23 protein-coding genes are annotated in these 23213 nt (G+C 70.3%); 9 read left to right on the forward strand and 14 right to left on the reverse strand.

What is annotated here, in order from left to right; translation table 11 throughout:
* Positions 1–9: 9 nt before the first annotated feature.
* Entirely contained in the window at positions 10–1308 is a 1299-nt protein-coding gene (locus UK23_RS16585) for an MFS transporter (protein ID WP_045312427.1), read from the reverse strand.
* A gap of 194 nt (positions 1309–1502) precedes the next feature.
* Between UK23_RS16585 and UK23_RS16590 the strand changes: the two genes are divergently transcribed.
* Positions 1503–2492 carry a LacI family DNA-binding transcriptional regulator gene (locus tag UK23_RS16590; protein ID WP_045312453.1) on the forward strand — a complete coding sequence of 330 codons (990 nt, stop codon included), beginning with the start codon at positions 1503–1505 and terminating at the stop codon, positions 2490–2492.
* A 4-nt stretch (positions 2493–2496) separates the two neighbouring features.
* Here the strand turns inward: UK23_RS16590 and UK23_RS54600 are convergent, their stop codons facing one another.
* On the reverse strand, positions 2497–2628 hold the full coding sequence (locus tag UK23_RS54600) for a hypothetical protein (RefSeq protein ID WP_269112285.1): 132 nt from the start codon (positions 2626–2628) through the stop codon (positions 2497–2499).
* A gap of 34 nt (positions 2629–2662) precedes the next feature.
* Here UK23_RS54600 and pdxY point away from each other — a divergent pair, with 34 nt between their 5' ends.
* Positions 2663–3514 (forward strand): pyridoxal kinase PdxY, encoded by an 852-nt coding sequence (gene pdxY, locus UK23_RS16595; protein WP_045312428.1) that lies wholly within the window; start codon positions 2663–2665, stop codon positions 3512–3514.
* A gap of 165 nt (positions 3515–3679) precedes the next feature.
* On the opposite strand, the gene UK23_RS16600 is transcribed toward pdxY, so the two are convergent.
* From UK23_RS16600 to UK23_RS16630, 8 genes are all read right to left on the reverse strand, one after another.
* Positions 3680–4258, reverse strand: coding sequence for a hypothetical protein (locus UK23_RS16600; RefSeq protein ID WP_045312429.1), 579 nt, complete (start codon positions 4256–4258; stop codon positions 3680–3682).
* 171 nt (positions 4259–4429) lie between these two features.
* Positions 4430–4594, reverse strand: coding sequence for a hypothetical protein (locus UK23_RS51630; protein ID WP_156213157.1), 165 nt, complete (start codon positions 4592–4594; stop codon positions 4430–4432).
* A gap of 91 nt (positions 4595–4685) precedes the next feature.
* A complete protein-coding gene (locus UK23_RS16605) occupies positions 4686–5714 on the reverse strand; it encodes a S1 family peptidase (protein ID WP_045312430.1) in 1029 nt (342 codons plus the stop codon).
* A gap of 174 nt (positions 5715–5888) precedes the next feature.
* Entirely contained in the window at positions 5889–6695 is an 807-nt protein-coding gene (locus UK23_RS16610; protein ID WP_045312431.1) for an IclR family transcriptional regulator, read from the reverse strand.
* Between the two features lie 15 nt (positions 6696–6710).
* Complete coding sequence (locus tag UK23_RS16615) at positions 6711–7190, reverse strand: DoxX family protein (protein ID WP_052684721.1); 480 nt, start codon at positions 7188–7190, stop codon at positions 6711–6713.
* Between the two features lie 64 nt (positions 7191–7254).
* On the reverse strand, positions 7255–9186 hold the full coding sequence (locus tag UK23_RS16620) for a maleylacetate reductase and hydroxyquinol 1,2-dioxygenase domain-containing protein (RefSeq protein WP_231114524.1): 1932 nt from the start codon (positions 9184–9186) through the stop codon (positions 7255–7257).
* An 11-nt stretch (positions 9187–9197) separates the two neighbouring features.
* Positions 9198–9818 (reverse strand): nuclear transport factor 2 family protein, encoded by a 621-nt coding sequence (locus UK23_RS16625; protein WP_196777765.1) that lies wholly within the window; start codon positions 9816–9818, stop codon positions 9198–9200.
* A gap of 14 nt (positions 9819–9832) precedes the next feature.
* On the reverse strand, positions 9833–11011 hold the full coding sequence (locus tag UK23_RS16630) for an MFS transporter (protein WP_045312455.1): 1179 nt from the start codon (positions 11009–11011) through the stop codon (positions 9833–9835).
* Positions 11012–11281: 270 nt separating this feature from the next.
* Between UK23_RS16630 and UK23_RS16635 the strand changes: the two genes are divergently transcribed.
* Positions 11282–12685 (forward strand): alpha/beta hydrolase, encoded by a 1404-nt coding sequence (locus UK23_RS16635; RefSeq protein ID WP_045312434.1) that lies wholly within the window; start codon positions 11282–11284, stop codon positions 12683–12685.
* A 73-nt stretch (positions 12686–12758) separates the two neighbouring features.
* On the opposite strand, the gene UK23_RS16640 is transcribed toward UK23_RS16635, so the two are convergent.
* The gene (locus UK23_RS16640) at positions 12759–15224 is read right to left on the reverse strand and encodes an ABC transporter permease (RefSeq protein ID WP_045312456.1); all 2466 of its coding nucleotides are present in this window, start codon (positions 15222–15224) and stop codon (positions 12759–12761) included.
* Entirely contained in the window at positions 15224–15979 is a 756-nt protein-coding gene (locus UK23_RS16645; protein ID WP_045312435.1) for an ABC transporter ATP-binding protein, read from the reverse strand. Before UK23_RS16645 ends, UK23_RS16640 begins: the two co-directional genes overlap by 1 nt.
* Positions 15980–16164: 185 nt before the next feature.
* On the opposite strand from UK23_RS16645, the gene UK23_RS16650 reads away from it, so the two are divergent.
* The 5 genes from UK23_RS16650 to UK23_RS16670 are packed head-to-tail and all read left to right on the forward strand — an operon-like array spanning position 16165 to position 20096.
* Positions 16165–16677 carry an RNA polymerase sigma factor gene (locus UK23_RS16650; protein ID WP_419503883.1) on the forward strand — a complete coding sequence of 171 codons (513 nt, stop codon included), beginning with the start codon at positions 16165–16167 and terminating at the stop codon, positions 16675–16677.
* On the forward strand, positions 16674–17468 hold the full coding sequence (locus tag UK23_RS16655) for a membrane protein (protein ID WP_045312437.1): 795 nt from the start codon (positions 16674–16676) through the stop codon (positions 17466–17468). The genes UK23_RS16650 and UK23_RS16655 overlap by 4 nt, the downstream gene beginning before the upstream one ends.
* A complete protein-coding gene (locus UK23_RS16660; RefSeq protein ID WP_045312438.1) occupies positions 17465–18232 on the forward strand; it encodes an ABC transporter ATP-binding protein in 768 nt (255 codons plus the stop codon). The genes UK23_RS16655 and UK23_RS16660 overlap by 4 nt, the downstream gene beginning before the upstream one ends.
* Positions 18229–19584: a hypothetical protein gene (locus UK23_RS16665; protein ID WP_156213158.1), complete on the forward strand. Its 1356-nt coding sequence runs from the start codon at positions 18229–18231 to the stop codon at positions 19582–19584. The genes UK23_RS16660 and UK23_RS16665 overlap by 4 nt, the downstream gene beginning before the upstream one ends.
* Positions 19581–20096, forward strand: a complete 516-nt coding sequence (locus tag UK23_RS16670) for a hypothetical protein (protein ID WP_045312440.1) — start codon at positions 19581–19583, stop codon at positions 20094–20096. Before UK23_RS16665 ends, UK23_RS16670 begins: the two co-directional genes overlap by 4 nt.
* Before the next feature lie 55 nt (positions 20097–20151).
* Here UK23_RS16670 and UK23_RS16675 read toward each other — a convergent pair whose 3' ends face one another.
* Together UK23_RS16675 and UK23_RS16680 are read right to left on the reverse strand one after the other, a co-directional pair.
* On the reverse strand, positions 20152–20760 hold the full coding sequence (locus tag UK23_RS16675; protein ID WP_045312441.1) for a DUF4360 domain-containing protein: 609 nt from the start codon (positions 20758–20760) through the stop codon (positions 20152–20154).
* 399 nt (positions 20761–21159) lie between these two features.
* Positions 21160–22320, reverse strand: coding sequence for a GAF domain-containing SpoIIE family protein phosphatase (locus UK23_RS16680; RefSeq protein WP_330770109.1), 1161 nt, complete (start codon positions 22318–22320; stop codon positions 21160–21162).
* Positions 22321–22486: 166 nt separating this feature from the next.
* On the opposite strand from UK23_RS16680, the gene UK23_RS16685 reads away from it, so the two are divergent.
* Positions 22487–22894, forward strand: coding sequence for an ATP-binding protein (locus UK23_RS16685; protein WP_082114709.1), 408 nt, complete (start codon positions 22487–22489; stop codon positions 22892–22894).
* Positions 22895–23213 lie beyond the last annotated feature (319 nt).

Consider the following 23213-nt stretch of genomic DNA (forward strand, 5'->3'; position numbering starts at 1 on the left):
CGGTCTCCCCTATCGGATCGAGCGGATGCACATGGCGAGCGCGCCGGCGGCAAGCGCGAACACCGCACTGAACAGGAACAGCGAGCCGTAGCCGAGGCTGCTGATCAGAGCGCCCGCGACGAGTGGCGACACGAGCTGCGGCAGGCCGGTGGCGACGTTGAGGATCGCGAAGTCGCGTCCCTCGCTCTCCTTGTCCGGCAACACCAATGACATGACCGCGAGATCGACGGCGAAGTAGGTGCCCAGTGCCGCGCCGGAGACCGCGGAGTACACGAGCATCCCGGTCCAGGTGTGGCTGACCACCGGGATGATCTGCGACAGCCCGAGACCGACGGCGCTGACCGCGATGAAAAGCTTGCGCCGGTCGAGCTTGTCGGCCAGCCAGCCGCAGAGCGTCGCCACGGCGATCCAGGCGCCGAGCGACACCGTCGCCAACGTGCTCACGGCGACCGCGACGTCGCCGCCGGGAACGTTGTGGGCACCGACGTAGTCCTGCACCGCGTAGAACATGTACCCGGAGACGGTGAAGTAGGCCATGAACAGGCCGAAGCGGCTCGCGAAGGCCAGAACGAAGTCACGGTGGCGGAACGCGCGGAAGAAGACACCCGCCGCTGCCATCGCACCTCGGCGCTCTGCCTGTTCCACCGTCACGAGGTCGAGCGAGGACGGCTCCCGTGCACCGGCCACGAACGCGAGGGTTGTGACGGCCAGCACGAGGGCGAGGATCGTGTAGCCCCAGAACTGGCTGACCCGGCTGACCAGGTTGACCCCGACGAGAACGCCCATCGGTGTGCCGAGGCCGATCACCGCGGAGGCGACGCCCCGGCGGTGCACCGGCACCCGGTCGGGCAGGATCGCCGCGATGGCGCCGCCGTAGAAGTTCGCGGTGAACCACAACACCGTCATCACCAGTGCGAGCGCGACCAGTCCGGTCGTCATGCCCATGGCGATCGTCAGCACCCCGGAGGCCAGCGCCATGACGACCAGCCACGGAGCTCGCCGTCCGAACCGGGACCGGGTGCGGTCGGACAGTGCTCCGCCGGCAGGCAGGGCGATCATCGAGGCGACCGCGGCCAGTGTCGTCAGCAGCGCCAGGACACCGACCTTGGAGTCCGGCGCGAGCTGCGCCACCTGCGCGGGCAGCAGAATCATGCCGATCCCGTTGAACAAGGCGTACAACGCGGTCGTCGCCGGGAAGACGAAGGTCAGGAGCCGGCTCAGGCGAATCGGGTCAGGAGCGGGAGAAACGTGGCCTGACGGGACGTGACCGGGTCTCGGGTCGGTGCTGACGGGGATCGTGTCGTCCATGACAGATCTCTCCTCGGGTGCGACCACCTCGCCGAGACGCGGCGAAGGGCGACCTGGATCGGTAGAGCAGCGAAAACGGTGCGGATCTCCCCTGCTCACCACTTGTGGCGGTGTCTAATACGTATTAGATGCGGCACGCTAACCTGTGGACGTCCGGAAGCGCAAGACATCGACGAAATCGGCCGGGAGCAGTGGTGGGGCGAGTCACCAGCAGGGATGTCGCACGCGAGGCCGGGGTCTCCCAGACCACCGTGAGCTTCGTGCTCAACGGCAAGGACGAGCACGGCATCGCAGCCGAGACACGTCGCCTCGTGCTGGAGACGGCGGACCGGCTCGGGTACGTGCCTTCGGGCATCGGCCGTGCGATGCGCAAGGGGCGCGGCCAGGTCGTGTTGTGCGTGATCCCGGACCTTCCCGTCGCCGAGGCGATGGAACAGTTCAAACTCACCCTCGGTGCGTCCCTCGCTGAGGCCGGTTACGCGTGCGTGTACCTGCACCACGCCAAGCCGACCGTGCCGCTGGCCCAGACGTGGCAACACATTCAGCCCGCGATCGTCGTCGCCTTCGGCAGCTTGCCGCCCAGCGACGCGCGAACACTGAAGCAGGCGGGCATTCCGTTGCTCGAAGGCGTTCTCGCCCCGGAGAACGCGCGGATGACGGGCCTGAACCAGGAGGACGTCGGACGACTCCAGGTCGAACACCTCGCGGCCCGCGGTCACCGGCGCATCGGCTTCGCGGCACTGGACGACCCCCGGGAGAGCCCGTTCTGCCCGCCACGCCTGAAGGGAGCCAGACGAGCCTGCCGCGATTTGGGCCTGCCGGCACCGAAGGTCGTCGACCTGCGCTACTCGCAGGAGAGCGCCAGCGCCGCAGTGACGAAGTGGACGCGGGGCACCAACCCGGTCACGGCGGTCGCCGCCTTCAACGACCTCCTCGCCCTTGCCATCCTGGCGAGCTGCCGCACCCAGGACATCACCGTCCCGGACGACCTGGCGCTCATCGGAGTCGACGACCTGCCCATCGCCTCGCTCGCGGTACCGGCGCTGACCACCATCGCGATGGACCTCACCGCGATCGCCGTCAGCCTCACCACGACCGTCCTCTCGCTGATCGACAAGGGCGCTCCGGCAACTCCAGCCGACCCGGCCGCCATCCTCACCCTGGTCCAGCGAGACACCACCTGACCACTCAGCCGTTGGCGGCCAGGAGCTGGGTGACGGCCTGCCGGGCGATCCGGCCGGGATACGAGTCCCGGTTAGCGTCGAAGCCGTGGTCGGGGTAGATGGAACGGCCGATCACGACCAGGCCGGTGGCAGGCACGGCGATGATCAGGTGTCCGTTCTAGGGTGGGCGCATGAAGGTTCTGTCCATCCAGTCGGTCGTCGCCCACGGCCACGTCGGCAACTCCGCCGCCGTGTTCCCGCTGCAGCGCCTCGGGGTCGAGGTCGTCCCGATCCCCACGGTGAACTTCTCCAACCACACCGGGTACGGCGCGTGGCGCGGTCCGCTGCTGCCGCCGTCGGACGTGGCCGAGATCCTGCTCGGGGTGGAGGAACGCGGGGTGTTCCCGCAGGTCGACGCCGTGCTGTCCGGCTACCAGGGAGGCACGGGCATCGCCGATGTGATCATCGACGCGGTGCGCAGGGTGAAGGCCGCGAACCCGGCGGCGCTCTACGCGTGCGACCCGGTGATGGGCAACGCCAAGTCCGGGTGCTTCGTCGCGCCCGAGATCCCCGTGCTGCTGCGCGACCGGGTCGTGCCGGTGGCCGACATCATCACCCCGAACCAGTTCGAGCTGGGCTTCCTCACCGGCACCGAGCCGGCGAGTGTCGAGGACACGCTGGCGTCGGCCGATCTCGCCCGCGCGATGGGCCCGTCGACCGTGCTGGTCACGAGTGTCGAGCGGCCCGACCGGGAGGAGGGCACGATCGAGATGCTCGTCGTGGACACCGCCGGGTCGTGGCTCGTGAGCACCCCGCACCTGCCGTTCAAGGCGAACGGGTCCGGCGACGTCACGGCCGCGCTGTTCACCGCCCACTACGTGCAGACGAAGGACGCGGCACTGGCCCTGGAGCGCACCGCGTCGAGCGTCTTCGACCTGATCGACCTGACCCACCGCTCCGGTGAGCGCGAGCTGCGGCTGGTGCAGGCCCAGGAGTTCTACGCGACGCCGCGAATGCAGTTCAAGGCCGAACAGGTGCGCTGAGCCCGCGTCGGCGATGGCATGGCAGTCAGATGTGCCGGGCAGCGGGTTCGCCGCTGCTGCAACAGCATTTCTCCCGGCTGGTCCCCGCGGTGAAACGTTCGGTGTTCCGGTCGCGCGTCGCTGTGACCCGGACGGTCGGCGACGCGACGCCCCCGGCCCTGCGCGTCAGACGACAGAGCGGTGAGCCAGCTTCTGCCCGTCGAGCAGGCCCGCCACCACCGTGCCCCACAACACGATCGCCCCACCGAAGCCGGGCACCAGTCGCCACGACCAGCCCAGCCCGGCCACGCCAAGGCCGACCGCGAGCACACCCACACCACAGAGCAACGCGGCCAGCAACAGAAACCTGGTGGAACCGAAGAGCTTCGCGAACGGCACGAAATGCACTCCGACAACGAACAGCACCCACGCCGGCACCGCCTGCGGCAGATCGAGCACCGTCAACAGCCGCGACCCCGCGAAGATCGCGACCACCATCAGCAACACCGCGATCCCGTACGTCCGGCCGAACGGGCCGGCCTCCCGCCCGCCACCGCCAGGCAACCGCCCAGCGAACCGGCCGAAGCGGAGCACCCAGCCCGCGAGGCCTGCGGCGATCACCACACCGAGCACCATCAGCACGGTCCCACCGCTGGAAAGCGCGGCCACACCGGAGAACCACCACCCGATGCCGAACCCCACCCCGATCAACGACGCGATCATCAACGTGATCACGTGGCTCTTGGAGAACAGCTCGTCAGTCAACGTCGTACCTCGTTCTGTTCAAGTCCACACGCGACGCGCTGGAGCACAAGGTCACCGATGCCGACGTGAACAGCCCGGAAAAAGGTGGCACCGAGTCTGACACGAAAGCCCATGCGAGATCGCGCTGTGGATGCGCGGCAGCTGACACGCCGCCGCGCAAGCCCGACCTGCTCAGTTGCCGTCGTTGCCCAGGCCGATGATGCAGGCCGTGGGGAGGCCCTCATCGGCATGCACGCCCGCATCCGCCGGGGCTTCAGTGGCGGCAGCCTGCCCCACGGTCAACCCGAACATCAGCATCGCACCGATGGTTGCCAGCACTGCACGAGAAGCCGTCATCTGCGTTCCCCCTGGTGGTTGATCGTTCGACCGAGCGTAGCGCGCTGACCCGGTGACCGGCGGGCATGATCGCCCCTTTCCCGGCAGGACTTCAGTAGACGCGCACGCCGTAGGCGTTCAACGCCTCCACCACGGGCTGGAAGAACGTGGTGCCGCCGCTGGAGCAGTTCCCGCTGCCACCCGAGGTGAGGCCGAGCGCGGTGTTGCCGGCGAACAGGGAACCACCGCTGTCACCACCTTCGGCGCACACGGTGGTCCTGATGAGTCCGTACACCGTGGTGCCGTCGCTGTAGTTCACCGTCACGTTGAGCCCGGTCACCTGGCCCGTGCGGAACCCGGTCGTGCTGCCGCTGCGCCCGACCGACTGGCCCACGTACGGGTCGGCGGCCCTGGAGATGTCACGGGTGGTGCCGTTGTAGAGGTTCACCGCGCCGGGCCGCGCGATGCCGGAGGTGTAGCGGATGAGGGCGTAGTCGTTGCCGGGGAAGCTGCTGCCCTCACGCGTGCCGATCACCTGGCCTCCGGCGGCCGACCAGGTGGCCGCCGCGTTGCCGCAGTGGCCCGCAGTCAGGAACCACGCGGTGCTGCTGCCCGGCCGGTTCACGTTGAACCCGAGCGAACAGCGGTACGGGCCGCCGTAGATGGCGTCGCCACCGGTGATCGTCGTGGTGAACGCGCCGGGTACGTGCTCCAGCCGTGCCGTGTCCCCGAGCCCGGCGAGCACGCCGCGCAGTTTCGCCAGCTTCTCGCCGGTCACCGTGCTGTCGGCGGACACGAGGACCTGGTTCGTCCTCGGGTCGATCCCCCACGAAGTGCCGGGGATCGCCGCGGACCGGTCCAGCTTCTCGGTCGCGGCCTTCAGCACCGCGCCGCTGCGGGTGACGAACCGGGGCACCGCACCCGCGGCGCGGACGGCGTGAGCGGTCTCGGTGTCGGTCACCGCGACGACGAGCCTGCCCGTCGCGGAGTCCTGGTAGGACCCCGCGGTGCGGTCGCCCAGCCGGTCGGCGACCGCGGTGGCGAGATCGGTGGTGGCCGCCGCGACGTCGGCGGAGGCGGATGGGGTGAGAGCGACGCCCAGCAGCAGGGTGGCGGTCAGGGCGGCGAGACGGGATTTCATCAGGATCCTCCTTGGTGCAGGGGAACACACCCTTTTCCAGGTGTGCCAAGGAAAAGACCTCACAACGGTCGCCTGTGAGAGCGCGACCACACCTCGAGTCTACGACCGGTGCGTCTGCCCGGATTACGGCGAACGCCCCAACCCGCGCCTGGCAGCTCAGTCTGTCCGTTCTTGTCAGTGGTCGGACGTGCGCGAGACGATCGAGTCCGTTCCGGACTCCCGGTGCGCCCTCTGACCGAGTGCTCGTGTGACACCGAGCGCCGCGGTGCGCACGGCTGCCGCGAGCGCCTTCACGTTGGTGGACGAGCGCACGACGAGCGCGAGTGAGGCGCGAAGGCCGCCGTCCGGACCGAAGATCGGAGCCGCGACCGACGCCGCGCCAACGGTCATCTCCTCCAGGGAGTAGGCGAGCTTGTCGCGGCGGACCTGGCGCAGCGTCTGCGCGAGCACTCCGGGGAGGGTGATCGTGTGCGGGGTGCACGGCCGCAGTCCCTCGGAGGCCACCCTGGTCAGCAGCTCCGGCTCGGAGAACGCGAGGATGACCTTGCCGACTCCGGTGGCGTGCAGCGGCAGGTGACCGCCGACCTCGGTCAGCGTGCCGACCGACTGGTTGCCGGACAGCTTGTCGAGGTAGAGGGCTCTCGTGCCGTCCCGCACCGCCAGCTGGACGTTCTCGTGCGTCGCCTCGTAGAGGTCTTCCATGTACGGCATGGCGACCGATCGCAGGTCCCGGTGCCGCGGTGCGAGCGCGCCGACGTTCCACAGCCGGAGCCCGATCTGGAACCGGCCGTCGGGCAGTCGTTCCAGCGCACCCCAGGTGACCAGCTCCCCTGCCAGCCGGTGCGCGGTCGCGACGGGGAGGTTCGAGGCTTCCGCCAGCTCGCTGAGCGTCAGCTGCGGCCGCGCCGAGGAGAACGCGGCCAGCAGCGACAACAGCCGGTCAGCCGTGGTCCGGCCCGCCTCGCGGGTGTTGCCTCCCATGTGCACAGCCTCTCGTCACCGGAAGAAGACCACCACTCCGACGGAGGTGACGACGGCGAATGCCAGCGCCGCGAGGCCGAACCGCCCGGGCTCGCGGCCCCAGGGTGTCCTGGCGTCCACCGCGTAACGGCCGGCACCGGTGAAGAGGAGTGCGAGAGCCACCACCGCGAGAACGAGCTGGAACTCGAAACCCTCCTTCGTGCCGTTGAGGAAGAAGCCCGTGGGGGCGCGGACGTACACGATGTTCAGCGCCACGCCGAGCAGCGCCGCGCTGCCCAGCGGAGTGAGGAAGCCGAACAGCAGCAACAGGCTTCCACCGGTCTCGCTCAGCGCGGTCACCCAGGCCAGCAGGCTTGTACCCCTGGCGAAGCCGTAGCCGGTGAGGGTCTTGGCGAAGCCGTCGATGCCCGAACCGCCGAAGAGCCCGAACAGCTTCTGCAGGCCGTGCGCACCCACGACCGCGGCCAGGCCCACCCGCAGGACGAGGAGTCCCACGTCCCGGCTGCCTCCCGGTTCGACCTCCGACGAGGAAATGCTCCTGACCCGCTCTCGCGCGCTCTCAAAGATCATGGCTGTCCTCCGGGGCGATGTGGAACGTGTACTCGAGTGAGCGCCACGGCCCGTCGACGACCCGGCCATCAGGAGCCGGCCCGCTGTGCTCGGTGAAGTCGGCGACGAGCCGGTCCTTCACGCCGAAGACGGCGTCACCGCGGCCACCGCTCAGGTCGAGGTACGCGCCACCGCTGACGAACAGCTGGGTGATGAGCCTGCGATGGCCTGCCGCCTGGATCAGGAAGTGGACGTGCGGTGCCCGGTAGGGGTGCCTGCGCGCCGCGGCGAGCAGCTCGCCGACCGGGCCGTCGGTGGGAATGGGGTACTCGCACGGCAGGATGGACCAGCACCGGAACCTGCCGTCGGGCTTGGTGCGGAAGCGTCCGCGCAGCACCGGGCCGTCCAGGTCTGGCAGCTGGACGTCGTAGTAACCGTCCTCATCGGACTGCCAGACGTCCACGACCGCGTCGCCGAGCGGGTTTCCCGCTGAGTCCACCACCCTGGCGTCGATCCACAGTGGAGTGCCGGGCAGGCCGCCGGACAGGTCCGCGCCGTCGTCCTGCTCGGGTGGCCCTTCGACGTAGAACGGGCCGAGCACCGCCGAGGGGGTCGTGTCGGGCGTCCGCGAGTTGGCGAGCAGGTCCACCACGCTCGAGACGCCCAGGACGTCGGACAGGAGGATGAACTCCTGCCGGGTGTCGTCGCACGTCTGTCCGGTCCGGGTGAGGAAGTCGACGGCGTGCTGCCACTCCCGTTCGGTGACGTCGTTGGTGATCACGTAGTCGTGCAGGGTGCGCACGAGGCTGGTCAGCAGCTGCCGTCGCCGCGGGTCGGTGGTGGTGTCGAAGCTGGCCACGACCTGGCCCGTCAGCGTGGTGAGGTCCGGGTCCGTCGTGCGCGCGGCGGACGGGCGCGTGCCTCGCCAGGCCGCTTTCAGCAGCTCCAGGAGTTCTGGCCAGCTCGGCCGCCGCGGGTGCGGGTACGGCACGGCCACGGCGGCGGCCGCGACGGCCTCCAGATCGTCGAACCGCAGGCCGAGCTCGCTCAACGAGGTCGGCCCACTTGCCGAGGTGATGAGGTCGAGGACTCCGGTGGCGGCGTCCTCGGCGTCGAGCGCCTTCGCGATGGCGGTCATCACGCCAGGCGTGGCCGGCGCCGTGAAGGCGATCACGTGGGGAAGAAGCACGGTGTGCGTCTCGGCGTGGGGCAGACCGAACGAGCCTCCGAGCGTGTGGCAGAGCTTGTGGTGCAGGCCCATGCCCGCGGCACCGAGACACGTTCCGGCCAGCCACGCCGCCCTCAGCAGGCTCTCGCGCGCGGTGTGGTCGGCCGGGTCGCGCACGATGACCGGCAGGGCGCGGCCGATGCGTTCGACCGCCTCCAGTGCGATCTCCGCGATGTGGTCGTCGCAGTCCTCGGAGTACAACGCCTCCACCGCGTGAGCCAGCGCGTTCATCGCGCTGGTCACCGACAACGGCACCGGCAGGTCCAGTGTCAGCTCCACGTCGTAGATGACCGTGCCGGGGCGGATGCTCTCGGACGACCTCGTCGCTTTCACACCGCCGGCGGTCTCTCCCAGCACCGGTGTCATCTCCGAGCCTGCGTAGGTGGTGGGCACGATCACCTGCTCGATGCCTGCCCGCGCGGCCAACGCCTTGGCGAGTCCCGTCACCGTGCCGCCGCCAACGGCGACCACGCAGTCGACGCCGTGGTCGCGGACCAGCCTCATCACCTCGTCGGTGACCTCGACCGGGGTGTGCTGGGCCGCGCCGTCGAACCGCGCCGCGACCAGCTCACCCAGCAGCGACTCGGCGCGTGCCGCGGCGGCTGCGGCACCGCGCCCGCCCAGCAGCAGGATCCGGTGCCCGCCGAGCCGCTCGATCTCGTCGCGCAGCTCGCCGATCGTGCCCGAACCGAAGACCACTCGTGCTGTGCTCACGACGACCCCTCTCACGCCGAGCTCGTCGCGGCGAGCGGAGTCCCGGCCGTGGCCGAACCGAGCAGCCAGGAGCGGCCCTCCCGGTACAGCAGGTCGACCTCAGGCCCCTGCAGGCCGGGAAGTCCCGGCATCACGTCGTGTCCGGAGCTCTCCTGCAGGTGCGCGAGGTGCCGGTACCCCTCGGGGAACCTGGCCAGGGCGCCGGCGTCGAGGGTGACCGTGTCGCCGGGCGTCACGACGTCGAGGCGGTCGTGCTCGTAGATCGGCTGGCGCCGCACCACCGCCCAGCGGCCGTCCCTGCGTTCGAAGAAGTCGTAGAACCGCCCGGTGCAGGTGACGTCGACCGGCACGCCGCCGATCGAGCCCCGCTGCTGGATCTTCATCTTCGTCTGGGCCACCGCGCGGTCACCCGCCACCTCGCTGGTGTGCCCGCCGAGGAAGTGCAGGATTCGCACGCCTGCCTCGAAGCCCGCCCTGCTCGCTTCGATGAACCCCTCCGCGGTGCCCTGGAACCAGGTCGCGGTCATCCAGCCGTCGTCGTGCCACACCGACGCGAACCGCGCCCAGTCACCGGCGTCCCGGAACAGCACCCAGTTCTCGACGACCTCGCGAATCTGCGCTTTGTCGTTCATGTGTTCCCCGTTCGTCATCGGACTGCTTGGAAGGTCATCTCGCCTGCCGGCTGCCGCCGGCCCGCGACGGCCGCGGCGCTGATCGCCGCGAGGAAGCCGACTCCCGCGAAGACGTAGAAGCCCCACGGATAGGCGACTCCCGCGGACAGCAGCGCACCGCCGAGCAACGGCCCGCAGATCGCGCCGAGCCTGCCGACCCCCGCGGTCCAGCCGAGGCCGGTCGCCCGCGCGTGCGCCGGGTAGACCCGCTGCGTGTAGGAGTAGACGAGGGCTTGGGCGCTGAAGACGAAGAACCCCGCGGCGAAGACGACCGAGTAGACGCCCGCGCCGGGCAGCCGGATGCTGAGCAGCGCGAGGAAAGCGCCCGCACCGGCGAACCAGGCGATCGTCGAGCCGCGCACCCCGCGGCGCACGGCCAGCGCGCCCGCGACCACCATGCCGATCACGGCGCCGAGGTTGAGCGTCAGGAGCAGGCCGAGTGCCGCGCCGAGCGGGTAGCCGGCCTGTCGCATGATCTGCGGCAGCCACGTGTTGAGGCCGAACACCAGCACCAGGCCGAAGAACGTGGTCAGCCAGAACGCCAGCGTCGCCCGCAGCAGCCCACCGGTGAACAGGCTCACGACGGCCTCGCGCCCCACCTTGGCCGGCTCGTCGCGACGTCGCCGCACGTGGTCTTCCGACTCGGGCAGGTACCTGGCCATCAAGGGGACGAGCACCAGCGCCGGAAGAGCGCCCACGACGAACATCGAGCGCCAGCCGAAGTCCGCGATGAGCACGATCCCCAGCAACGACGTCAGCACGGCGCCGACGTGATATCCGGTCATCACGAACGTGGCCGCACTGGCACCTTTGCCTTGCCGCGCTTGATGTTCGGTCACGCGGGTGATGGCGGACGGCAGGCAGCCGCCGAGCCCGAGGCCGGCGAGGAACCTCATCAGGCCGAAGAACTCGAACGACGGCGAGAACGCGCACAAGAACGTGAACACCGAGAAGATCGTCACCGACAGCATGAGCGCTTTGCGGCGCCCGAGGACATCCGTGATCGTGCCGATCGCGAGCGCGCCGATCGTCATGCCGACCAGGCCCGCCGTCGACACGAGTGCCCCGGTCGCCGGTGTCAGTCCCCACACGTGGCCGCTCAGCAGGACCGGCAGCACCACGCCCAGGACGACCATGTCGAACCCGTCGAGCATCACCGCGGCCCAGCACAGCGGCCGGACCCATCTGGTGCTCTCTCGCGTCGTGTCCACAAGGGCCTCCACTTCGTCGGGGGATGCCGCGTTCTCCGGCTGCGGGTGCCGACAGTAGGAACCGCCGCGGCCGGGGAGCCAGGTCGCGTTTCCGCCCGGCGGAAATCGTCCAGAACCCGGCGGTTGTCTGTCCCATGTGGACCGAAGAGGCACGGGACATGTGCGCCCCATCACAGTGAGAACCTCCGCCGGATCCGGTCCGTCTTGCGGGGCATGAGGAAACTCGCACTCGCCGTGGTCCTGCTGCTCCTGCCGGTGGCCCCGGCGTCCGCATCTCCCGGATTGCGTTTCGAGCCCTGCGCCGACGTGCCCGAGGCCGGCTGCGCCACCCTGCGCGTGCCGGTCGACCGTGCTCGGCCGGACGGCCCGCAGGTCGATCTCAGCGTGGCCCGCCGTGCGGCCACCGATCCGAGTCGGCGCATCGGCGTGCTGATGGTCAACCCCGGCGGTCCTGGCGGATCCGCGGCGCAGTTCGCGAAGGACGCCCCGAAGCTCTTCAGCACGGAGATCCTCGCCCGGTTCGACATCGTGGGCCACGACCCGCGCGGCATCGGCGGCAGCAGTCCGATCTACTGCGACACCTCAGCCCTCGGACTGCCGCACCCGGCTGGACGCCCGGACACCCCGGAGCGGTTCGGCGCATTCGCGGCCTACAACCGCGCACTGACCGAGGACTGCCGCTCCCGTACAGGACCGGTGTTCGACCGGGTCGACGCACAGAGTGCCGTACGGGACATGGACGACCTGCGCAAGGCGTTGGGCGAACGCGAGATCAGCTATTACGGCATGTCCTACGGCACTCTCTACGGCCAGAAGTACGCCGAGCGGTTCGGCCGGAACGTGCGCGCGATGGTGATCGACAGCGTGGTCGACGCGAGCATGCCGCTACCCGGCCTGATGGAGGCGGGTGCCCGCGCGGGTGAGGACATCTTCACGGAGTTCGTGCGCTGGTGTGGCGACACCCCGTCGTGTGCACTGCACGGCAAGGACATTCACGCCTTGTACGCCGAGCTTCGTGCCCGCGCCGCGCGTGGCGACCTGCACGTACCCGATCTGCCGGACCAACCGCTGACGCCCGGCGAGCTCGCGAACCGCACCGTGCGGCACGGCTACGCACCGGATTTCCCGCGCATGGCCGAGTACTTCGCCACCCTGTCCGGGCAACCGGCCGCGGGCTTCGGCGCCACGGCGGCCAGTCGCCAGAGTTTCGCGGTGTTGTGCCAGGACTTCTCCGGTCATCCCCGCACCGCCGCGGAAGTCGCGGCCGTGGACGCCCGCGTGCGGGCGGCCGCCCCGACGGTCCAGGCCTCCCCGATCTGGGACCTCGCGCTGACCAGGTGCATCGGCTGGCAGGGCCCCGTGCTGAACCCTCCCACCCCTTGGCAGCCGGTCAAGGCGCCGCAGGTGCTGATGCTCAACTCACGGCACGACCCTTCTACCGGGTACGAGAACGCGGTGAACGTGCGTCGGCAGGCCCGCGGCAAAGCGACGCTGGTGACCTACGACGGCACCGGGCACGGGGTGTACCGCCGGACTCCGTGCACCCGCGCGGTCACCGACGCCTACCTGCTCGGCCTCACCGCGCCGCGAGACGGCTTCCACTGCCCTGCCGTCTGAGCACACTCGCCGGTCCGAAGTGGACGAACCGCGCTGCCTGGTGCGCCCCGATGGCGCACCAGGCAGCGCGGCGTCAGTGGTCGGACATGCCCGCGACGATCGAGGCCGAGGCCGCTCGCCGCGCCGGCAGCACCGCCGCGAGCACACCGGCGATCCCGACCGCGACGAACAACGCCGCCAACTGTCCGAACGGGACGGACACCACCATGCGCAGGTCGTCGTCCCGCGACACCGCGACGACCAGCAGTGCAGCCGACGCTCCCCCGACCACCGCGCCCAGCACCGCGCCGGTCAGCGCGATCAGGCTCGACTCGACCACGAGCGTCCTGCGCAGCTGCGCACGCGTGAAACCCAAGGCGCGCAACAGGGCCGACTCCCAGGTCCGTTCGATCACCGACAGCGTCATCGTGTTCGCGATTCCGAACAGGGCGGTCAGCACCGCCAGTCCGATCATCGCCCACACGAAGGCGAGCAGCTGGTCCACCCGCGCGGTGAACTCGGTTCGGACGTCGGCGAAACTCACGATCTTCGCGGTCGGCACACTCCGCGTCGCGGCGTCCAGCACGCTTCTGCCGTCGGCACCGGGCGCCATCTTCACCGCGATCGTGTCCACCCCGTCACCGGACCACACCGCCAGATCGGTGTAGGCGTCCATCCCGCCCGCCGGTTTGATCACCGCGACCACGCGCAGTGTCCGCGAGACCGAGTCCGCGGTGGCCAGGACCTCGCTGCCCACGTCGGCGCGGACCGAGCGCGCCAGCTCCTCGGTCAGGACGATTCCGTTGCCTCGCAGTGAGCCCGGATCGCCGCGGACGACCTCCGGGCGGATCAGGGTGCCGAGCGAGCCGGAGGTCACCGCGGCCGTGTCGGACCAGCGACTGGTGTCTCCCGCCCGCAGCGTCAGCGACAGCCGCGACTCCCCTCCGGCCCGCGCGACGCCGGGACGGGCGGCGATCTGGTCCACCAGCGAGGCGGGCAACCGGCGGTCGCTGACCGCGCTGCGCACCTCGTAGTCCGCCGGGAACCGCTGCTCCAGCTCGGTGTCCCTGGTTTCCTTCACACTGGTCGCGATCACGGTCAGCATGGTCACGACCGAGACGCCGACCAGCAGTGCCGCCATCGTGGCCGCGGTCCGGCGGGGATTGCGGATCGCGTTGCCCACCGCGAGCGCGGCCGGCACGCCGAACAACGACCGCGGCACCGCGCCCAGCAGCCGGATCAGCGGCCCCACCAGCAGCGGACCCGCCGTGACGACGGCGCCCAGCAGGACCATGCCCGCACCGATCGCGAGCACCATCGCGAACTTCGGTCCCGCACCCGAGGTCATCGCCAGCACGGTCAGCAGCCCGGCGACCGAAGCGAGCACGACCGCCACCACCGTGCGCGCCCGGCCGGTGCGCGCCACTTCCTCGCGGCTGTCCGCCTGAGTGCGCAGCACCTCCATCGGCGAGACCCGCGTCGCCCTGCGCGCGGGCAACACCGCGGCCAGCAGCGTGACCCCGAGTCCGACGGCGAACGCGGCGGCGACCGCGGGGGCACCGACCGGCAACCGCACCGGCGAAGATCCCAGCACTGACTGCAGAGCCGCCGCCAGTCCGATTCCCGCGGCCAGGCCGAGCACCGACGCGAGCACGCCGACCACGGCCGACTCGAGCAGGACGGAGCGGAAGATCTGCTTGCGTTCGGCGCCGATGCTGCGCAACAGACCGAGTTCGCGGGTGCGCTGGGCGATGAGGATCGTGAAGGTGTTCATGACGACCATCGCGGCCACGATCAGCGCCACCACCGCGAAGAGGGTCATCGCCATCGCGACGTCCTCGGTGCCGCCGTAGCGGGCGAGCAGGTTTTCCGCGTACGCCGCGCCGGTGGTCACCAGGAACTCGCCTCCCACCGCCGTGCGCAGCCGGTCGGCGAGCGTCGCCTGGTCCACTCCGGACGACCGCACGACGATCTGAGCGTTGTAGAGCGGTTCCGCTGGATCGACGAACGGGGTGACGTCGGGCAACAGCAGCTGCGCGGTGCCGGGCCGTTCCACGGTGCCGCTGTCGTACACACCGCTCACGGTGAACCGCACCGGTGCCGAGTCGCGGCCGAGCAGCACGAGCTCCGATCCCACCGCGAGGCCGCGGTCGCGTGCGGTTTGTTCGCTGACCGCTATCTGCCCCGCGGCAGGCATCGCGCCCTGCCTGATCTCCTGCGGGCGCAGCACGGGATCTGCCGCCAGAGCGACCAGGTCGGCCTCGTCCGCACGGCCCCCCGCGCCGACGACGGGCACCGGCACGCTTCGCCGCAGCCCCGCGCTCGCGACGCCGTCGACCGCCTGGACGGTGGCGACGTCCAGCTTCAGCTCACCACCGAGTTCCACCACGGCGTCGACGCCGCGCGCCGACCGGGCGAACTCGTCGCGCATCGTCGCCTTCAGCGCGTCGGCCAGCACCATCGTGCCGGACACGAAAGCCACACCGACCAGGATGGCGATCGACGACAGCACCAGGCGCGCGAACCGCGCCCTGATCCCGGCCAGGGTCGTCCGCAGCATCACGCCCCCAGCCTGGAGAGCGCGCCCAGCACCGACTCCGGTGTCGGCTGGAAGATCTCGCCGGCCACCCGGCCATCGGCGAGCAACACCACGCGGCCGGCGTACGAGGCGGCGACGGGGTCGTGCGTCACCATCACCACCGTCTGTCCCAGCTCGCGCACCGAAGTGCGCAGGAACTCCAGCACACCCGCGCCGGTGCGCGAGTCGAGGTTGCCGGTGGGTTCGTCCGCGAACACCACGTCCGGCCTGCCCACCAGTGCCCGCGCGCACGCCACCCGCTGCTGCTGACCTCCCGACAGCTCGCTCGGCTTGTGCCGCAGCCGGTCTCGCAGGCCGAGCATGTCGACGATCGTCGCGAACCACGTGCGGTCCAGCTCGCGGCCGGACAGTCGCATCGGGAGGAGGATGTTCTCCTCGGCGGTGAGGGCCGGCAGCAGGTTGAACGACTGGAACACGAACCCGATCCGGTCGCGCCGCAGCCGGGTCAGCCGGGTGTCGTTCAGCGACCCCAGCTCCGCTGGTCCGATGTGGACGGTGCCGGAGCCGGCCCTGTCCAGTCCGGCCAGGCAGTGCAGCAGCGTCGACTTCCCCGACCCGGACGGGCCCATGATCGCGGTGAACTCACCCGCGTGGAACCGCACGCTCACGCCGTCGAGCGCCCGTACAGCGGTCGGGCCGTTGCCGTAGATCTTCACCAGTTCGTGGGACGAAACGGCCCCGCGAACCTCCACTTGGGACACTTGGGACACTGTCATCGCATCTGCTCCGTCTTCTCGGGGAACTCGTGCGGCCAGACGGCGGCACCACCCGAGCCGGTTCTCCACGAGCGGATGTGTGACACACGACACATCAGTGCGAGAACCTGGTCCGCGTTCCCCACGTCTTGCGGAGTGTGAGAGCAATCCGGGGTGAGCCCACCGGCCTGGATGAGGAGCACCTCGTGCGGCGCGTCGCACGAGGTGACCGCCGCGCGTTCGAGGAGCTGTACCGCCGCACATCACCGTGGCTGACAGTGCGGCTGCGCAGGCGGTGCTCGGACGAACAGATCGTCGCCGAGGTGCTGCAGGAGACGTACCTCGCGGTGTGGCGCGCGGCCGACGCGTTCGCCGGTGCCGCCACCGGTGGGACCGCGGTCGGCTGGTTGTGGACCATCGCCGCCCGGCGCCTGATCGACGCGTTCCGCCGGCGCGCGCACCACGCCCAGCCACCCGCGGCCGCCGCGGGCGAGCCCGTCGTCCGGGCCGCGGAGGACGAGGCGCTCGACGGCGTGGTCGGCGACGAGGTCGGCGACGCGCTGCGGACACTGGCGCCGGAACTGCGGCAGGTGCTGCAGGCGATGGTGCTCGACGGACTGTCCGTCCGGGAGACCTCGGTGCTGCTCGGGGTGCCGGAGGGCACCGTCAAAACCCGCGCACGGCGGGCGAGGATCGCGATGCGGGAGGCCCTGTCATGACCGCCCACCACCCCGGCGAGCAGCTGCTGCGCCGTTACGCGCGAGGCGACGACGACATCCCCGCCGACCAGCTGTGGGCGGTCGAGTCGCACCTGGAGACGTGCGCGCCGTGCCGAGGCCGCCTCGCACCCGACCCCGTGGCCGACGCGGTGTGGGCCGATCTCGCCCCGCTGCTCGACCTCACTCCGCAGATGCCGCGCGCACGGCCGTGGCGGCGCCGGCTCACCGCCTGGGTCTCACCGATGGCCGGTCCGTGGCTCGCGATGATCCTCCTCGTCACCTTCGTCGCCGTCCTGCTCGACCAGATCGGCTCGGCGACCGGCGACGGCATCTCGCTGGTGCTGCTCATCGCACCCGTGCTGCCGGTGCTCGGCGTGGCGGCGTCGTGGGGACGCGCACTGGACCCGGCGTACGAGCTCACCGCGGCCACCCCGCGCGCGGGACTGCTCCTGGTGTTCCGGCGCACCGCCGCCGTGCTCGCCGTGGTGATGCCGGGCCTGTTCGCGGCGGGCTGGCTGGCCGGCACCTCGCCTGCCCAGTGGCTGCTGCCGTGTCTCGCGTTCACCACGGGCACGCTGGCGCTCAGCGGGCTGATCGGCGTCACCCGCGCCGCCGTCGCCCTCGTCGTGCTGTGGGCCGGCGCGATCGTCGCACCGACCATCGCGCTCAGCCGCACGTCCGCCGTGTTCAGCGCCGAGGCCATCCCGGTGTGGGCGGCGTTGCTCGCGCTGGGGTTGCTCGCGATCGCCCTGAACCGCACCGCTTTCACGCGTCTGGAGGCCAGCCGATGACCGCGCCCACCACGTTCGCCTGGGAGATCGAGGCACGGGACCTCCGGCTGCTGGTCGGCCGCCGCCGCACGGCCGTCGACGGCGTCACCCTCACCATGGGACGCGGCGTCCACGGACTGCTCGGCCCGAACGGCGCCGGCAAGACAACGCTCATCCGCGCCCTCGCCACCGTGCTGCGACCCACCTCCGGCACCCTCTCGCTGCTGGGCGGCATGGAGCTGCGCTCGTTGCGGCGCCGCATCGGGTACCTGCCGCAGGAGTTCGGCCACTACCGCCGCTTCACCGTCCGCGAGTTCGTCGAGTACATGGCTTGGCTCAAGGAGATGCCCGCCCGCGACGTCCCGGCCGCCGTCCAGCGCGCGGTCGAACGGGTCGGTCTCGCCGACCGCGCCGACGACCGGCTCAAGACGTTGTCCGGCGGCATGATCCGCCGGGTGGGCATCGCGCAGGCCATCGTCAACGACCCGGAGATCCTGCTGCTCGACGAACCCACCGCCGGCCTCGATCCCGCCCAGCGCCTGCGGTTCCGCGAGCTGCTCACCGAGCTCGGCACCGACGCCTGCGTGGTCGTCTCCACGCACCTCGTCGAGGACGTCGCCGCCGCGTGCACCGACGTCGTGCTGCTCGCGGAGGGCAGGCTCGTCTTCCAGGGCACGCCGGCCCAGCTCGCGGCGGCGGGCACCGACGAGCACGCGGGTGACAGCCCCATCGAACGCGGGTACAGCGCCCTGCTCGCCACGCCTCGTCAGCGGGGTTCGTGGTGAGGGCTCTTCGCCTGGAGCTGCGCCGTTCCCTGGCTCCGTGGGCGGGCATGCTCCTCGTCGCCACCGCGGTGGCGCTGCTGTACTCGGTCAGCGCGCCCTGGTGGAAAGGTCCGGAGGCGTGGGACGAGCAATGGCACTCGGCCGCCCAGTGGATCCGGTTCCTGCTCGTCTTCCTCTGGCCGCTGGTGGTCGGGGCGGGCGCCGTCGCGGGCCTGCGGGACCACCGCGCCGGCATCGCAGACCTCCTCACCACCGCCGCGCGGCCGCCGTGGCGACGAGCAGCGGTCACCGCCGGCGCACTCGCGATCTACCTGGTGCTCGGCTACCTGACGGTGTTCGCACTCGGCGCCGTCCAGGTGATCTGGCACGGCGGCTACTTCCACCTCGCCTGGCTGCCGATCACCGCGGTCGGCGCGCTCGCCGTCGTCGCGGGCGGCTGGCTGGGCATGGGGGTCGCCCGCGCCTTCCCGTCCGTGCTCACCCCTCCGCTGCTGGCGGTGAGCGCGCTGGTCGCCCTGGTGTTCCTCACCATCTCCCAGGACCCGGCGGCAGACCCTTCGCGGGTTCTGCCGAACCAGGTCGTCCTGCTGTCCCCCGCTCTCTCCGCCGTGCGCAACGTCTACGACACCGTCGCCGCAGCGGCGAACGCCGGGCAGGCGATCTGGCTGGCGGGGCTGGCGCTCACCGGGTTCGGTCTCCTCGTCGCCACGTCGGCGCGGCTGCGACTGATCGCGCTCGTTCCCGCCGTGGCGGGTTTCGCGATCGCGCTGCCGGTGCTGCCCGCCAGGACGCTCGTGCTCAACGAGTCCGCGTCGGCTGCCGTGTGCCGCGAGCACGTGTGCCTGACCAGGATGCGTGCGTCCACATTGGACTCGTTCGCCCCGGTGGCCGAGCACGCGTTGCGATTGCTGGCAACACTGCCCGACGCGCCCACCTCCGTCCGAGAGGTTCCAGAACCGAGCCTGCACCACGGCGGCGTTCCGCGGCGCCCCGAGACGGTGCCGGTGCTGTTCAACGGCTCGTTCGAGGCCGCCCAGCCCGGCGACTGGCTCACCGAGCTGGTCGCGGGCGCGGGCACGCCCACCTGTTTCGGAGAGAGCGACGACGACCAGGGGACGATCCGCGAGGCGGCCGCCCGTGCCGTCGCCGCCGCCTGGTTCACCGGAGAGCTCAAACCGGTGCGCGACCACCTCTTCATCAGAGCCGGTGCGGCCGAACCCGCCCGCCGCGCCTGGGAAGCCCTGCGCGTGCTGCCACCGGATCAGCAGCTGGCACGGGTGAGTGCCGCCCGCGCGGTGGGCTTGTCGTGTCAGGGCGACCAGCTCACGGCACTCACGGGTGGAACGTTGTGAGGGCGCTCCTGCTCTACGCGCGCTCCCGCCAGGTGCCCGCCTCCGTTGCGGCAGCGGCGCTTTTCTGCCTGCTCGTCCGCGCCGTGGCACCGTCCGCAGACCCGAGATGGCCCGCACTCGCCGTCACCGGCGCCGTCTCCGCGCTCGCCGTCGGGCTTTCCGGGCAGGACGACGACCTCGACCGCACCGCGGCCTGGCGGTGGCCGGTGTACCGGCTCGCCCACGTCCTGGCGATCGCCTCGGTGACGGCACTGCTCGTCACCTGCACCGCGCCGCTGCCTTTCGTGGCCCGTGCATGTGTTGGCATGACCGGACTTGCGGCTCTGGGGGCTGGACTGTTCGGCGGGCATCTGGCGTGGGCACCACCGTGCGCGTGGTTCGCCCTCACGTTCTTCAGCGACAGCTGGCTGTTCGCTCCACCGGACTCCCTCGGGGCGGCTTGTGCGGCGGTGGCGTTCGGCATGACCGGACTGATCGTTTACGTCCTGTTTCATTCCACACTGAAACTATAGTGACCCCGCAGGCCCGGAGCCACGGCGGTTCCGGGCCTGCGACCAGCCTTTTCGGCTACGGGCAACGCTTCCAGGAGAAGTGGTAATCCGTCTTCGCATGGCCGTCGAGCGAGTCCATCGCCATGAAGCTCGTCTTCTTCGCATCCGACGTGCCCACGTTGACCCGCAGCTCGGTGTTGATGTTGAGGTTCCTGTTCACGCCGCACGGCGGGTAGATGACCGGCGAGCCCACGTCCGTGGCCTGCCATTCGTCATCCGCCGGGCCCTGCCAGTTGTGGCTGCGGTAGCCCGTGTCCGCCATGCCCTGGAAGTAGTAGCTGGACCTCAGGATGCTGGTGGCACCGCGTTCGAGGTGGAGGTAGCCGGCGTAGTCGACCTTGGAGATGCCGTAGACGAAGCCCTCCGGCGCGTTCACCCTGATGCTCAGCTGGCAGTTCTTCCGGAAGTCCGTCGGCGCGGCGCCGGGGCCGACCTTGGCCGCATAGCTGCTGAAGACCACGTGGAAGGCGGAGTTGTCCGGCGACACCGACACCGAGGTCGTGCCTCTGGGGCAGCCGCTTCCGTTGATCGTGTCGACGGTGACCGCGCCGGGTGGTGGGACATCGGCCTGCGGGAGGACGACGGTGGACATCGCCATGGCCGCGGCGACAATCGCGTTGATCATTGGAGACCTTCCGGCTCGTACGCTGGGCAGCGGCGGAGAAGAAGTACCCAACCCGATGACGGCCGCTTGGTGGGGTTCCCGCCGCCTTGCGATTACCTGACGATCGGCCCGCGCGGTCGCGGAGTTCGCTGACCGTGCGAGCGACTCGGTCGAGCCGGTCACGCAGTCGCTCACCGAGGCGGCCGAGCGCGTGGAGGAGTAAGCGAGCTCCGGCCTGCGCGACGCGGCGGACGAGGTGAAGCAGACCGCCTCGGACGCGGCCAGGGCCCCTGCGGATCGAGGCAGGTCCTCCGCCCACGAACTGGGCGCAGCACGGCCGTGAAGCTGTCCGCGAGGTCAAGCCCTGAGCGAGATCCACTGTCTACCCGTGCAGTGTTCGGCCAACCTGCCGGGAACTCGTCAAACGCTGTGGCGCACCGCGACCAACGCGACGTCGTCGGTCGCCGGCTGGTCACCGACCATCGCGGCCATGACCTGGATGCACGCTGCTTCCGGACCCGTCGGCTTGACGGCCCGGCGCAGCCGTTCCAGGCCCGCGTCGAGGTCCTGGCCCCGCCGTTCCACGAGACCGTCGGTGTAGAGGGCGATCAGAGCGCCTGGTGGCACCTCGACGTCGATGCACCGGCGGCCGGTGCTGCACAGGTCGAACCCGACCGGCGGATCTACCTGGACAGCGATGAACCGGGTCTCCTCTCCCGCCACCGCGATGACCGGGGGCAGGTGTCCGGCCACGGAGAGGCGCATGTGGTGCGTCACAGTGTCGATGACGGCGTAAGCGACCGTGGCCATCGTGTCGTGCTCGAAGTGGCTGGCTTTCCGGTCGAGCTTGCCGAGCACCTCCGCGGGATCCGGGCAGTCCAGAGCATAGGCGCGCAACGCGCTCCTGAGCCGTCCCATGACCACAGCGGCCGGCAGTCCGCTGCCGACGACGTCGCCGATCACCACACCGATGCGCTCACCGGGCAGTTCGAACACGTCGTACCAGTCGCCACCGACGCCGCTTTCCGCACCCGCGACGTAGCGTGCCGCGAACTCCCAGCCCTTGGTGCTCGGCAACCGGCTTGGCAGCAGGCTTTCCTGCAAGACGGTGGCCGCGGCGCGTTCCGATCGCGTCCGATCCATGAAGACCGCCACCGCGAGACGGTCGGCGATGAGTTGCAGCGCCTCGACCTCCTCGTCGGTGAAGCGGCGTGACGTGGTGCTGCCGACGTGAACGACTCCCGTCACCTCGCCCTCCGCGATCATCGGCACGCCGAGGAGCACCTTCAGACCGTGCTCCCACAGCAACGGATTGACCACTGTGGACTCGTCGACGTGCTCGACCAGGACCGGCTCCCGGAGCTGAGCCACGCGACCTGCGAAGCCTTTGCCCACGGGTACGCGGACACCCTGGAATACCTCCTCCTCCAGGCCCGAGGTCGCCTTCGCCACGAGCTGGTCGCGGCTGCGGTTCACGAGCAAGACGGTGGCGGTGTCGACCGCGAGCAGGTCGCGGACACCGCCCAGCAGGACGCCGAGGAGTTTCTCGAGGTCGAGTTCTTTGAGCGTCCCGTCCGTCACCAGGTCGAGCGCACGCGAACGAATTGACGAATCCCGCGAATCATCCATTCCGCCTCCACCCGCCACGCGCCACTCGAACCGCCATTCTCGCAAGCCCGGAAATGCGGTTTTCGACTGATCCAACGCGGGTACCTACACCCGCAGTCACCGACAGGAGGGGCACCGCTTGACCATCGGCGACGAACCTCCCGATCGGGTGCACGTTCTGGAGCTCGACAGCGGCGTGGCCGACATCGCCGGTGTTCGCCGCTGGGCGCGGTCGGTTCTGCCCGACCTGGAGGAGGACGATCTCGGCGACGTGCTGCTCGTTGTCACGGAACTCGTCTCGAACGTCTACGACCACGCGGCGTTTCCGGCGCAGGTCGAACTGCGGAGCTCGGCAGACCCCTGGGTCGTCAAGATCACCGTCAAGGACGGCTCTCCATCCCCGCCGCTGCTGCGGACGTTCTCCCCTGATGCCGCGCGAGGACGCGGCTTGATCCTCGTGGATCAGCTGACCGCGCACTGGGGCGTTACTCAGCTCGTCACCGGCAAGTCCGTCTGGGCGGTCCTGCCCTGCGCCGGCACGCCCTGACCGAGCGCGCGGGCGGCTTCGACGCGCGGAGTCCGCTCCGTCATCTGTCACTCCCATCGGCAAACCGCGAGAAGCGCCGATGGCAGCCGCCCAACCCGGAGAACCTGTAGATGTACCTCGCACGGATGATCGATGTTCGGTGAACTCCAACCAAACTAGGCCCCTGTCCGGTGACGCACAACTTCGCAGGCGGCAGCGCACACGACTTGTTGCTGGCCACATCCTCGGCGCGCCTTTTCCACGTTCATCGCCGCGATGAACGGGTATCACGCCACTCTTTTCGAGCCAGCGCCGACCTAGTGGCGTGGCCCGGAACGTT

This window comes from Lentzea aerocolonigenes (assembly GCF_000955955.1).
Classification (GTDB): Bacteria; Actinomycetota; Actinomycetes; order Mycobacteriales; family Pseudonocardiaceae; genus Lentzea; species Lentzea aerocolonigenes_A.

What these genes read in the sequence shown, in the direction of transcription:
- UK23_RS16585 (WP_045312427.1), bottom strand. Translation starts at nt 1,308, where the DNA reads ATGGACGACACGATCCCCGTCAGCACCGACCCGAGACCCGGTCACGTC.
- pdxY (WP_045312428.1), top strand. Translation starts at nt 2,663, where the DNA reads ATGAAGGTTCTGTCCATCCAGTCGGTCGTCGCCCACGGCCACGTCGGC.
- UK23_RS51630 (WP_156213157.1), bottom strand. Translation starts at nt 4,594, where the DNA reads ATGACGGCTTCTCGTGCAGTGCTGGCAACCATCGGTGCGATGCTGATG.
- UK23_RS16605 (WP_045312430.1), bottom strand. Translation starts at nt 5,714, where the DNA reads ATGAAATCCCGTCTCGCCGCCCTGACCGCCACCCTGCTGCTGGGCGTC.
- UK23_RS16610 (WP_045312431.1), bottom strand. Translation starts at nt 6,695, where the DNA reads ATGGGAGGCAACACCCGCGAGGCGGGCCGGACCACGGCTGACCGGCTG.
- UK23_RS16625 (WP_196777765.1), bottom strand. Translation starts at nt 9,818, where the DNA reads ATGAACGACAAAGCGCAGATTCGCGAGGTCGTCGAGAACTGGGTGCTG.
- UK23_RS16630 (WP_045312455.1), bottom strand. Translation starts at nt 11,011, where the DNA reads ATGCTCGACGGGTTCGACATGGTCGTCCTGGGCGTGGTGCTGCCGGTC.
- UK23_RS16635 (WP_045312434.1), top strand. Translation starts at nt 11,282, where the DNA reads ATGAGGAAACTCGCACTCGCCGTGGTCCTGCTGCTCCTGCCGGTGGCC.
- UK23_RS16640 (WP_045312456.1), bottom strand. Translation starts at nt 15,224, where the DNA reads ATGCTGCGGACGACCCTGGCCGGGATCAGGGCGCGGTTCGCGCGCCTG.
- UK23_RS16645 (WP_045312435.1), bottom strand. Translation starts at nt 15,979, where the DNA reads ATGACAGTGTCCCAAGTGTCCCAAGTGGAGGTTCGCGGGGCCGTTTCG.
- UK23_RS16655 (WP_045312437.1), top strand. Translation starts at nt 16,674, where the DNA reads ATGACCGCCCACCACCCCGGCGAGCAGCTGCTGCGCCGTTACGCGCGA.
- UK23_RS16660 (WP_045312438.1), top strand. Translation starts at nt 17,465, where the DNA reads ATGACCGCGCCCACCACGTTCGCCTGGGAGATCGAGGCACGGGACCTC.
- UK23_RS16675 (WP_045312441.1), bottom strand. Translation starts at nt 20,760, where the DNA reads ATGATCAACGCGATTGTCGCCGCGGCCATGGCGATGTCCACCGTCGTC.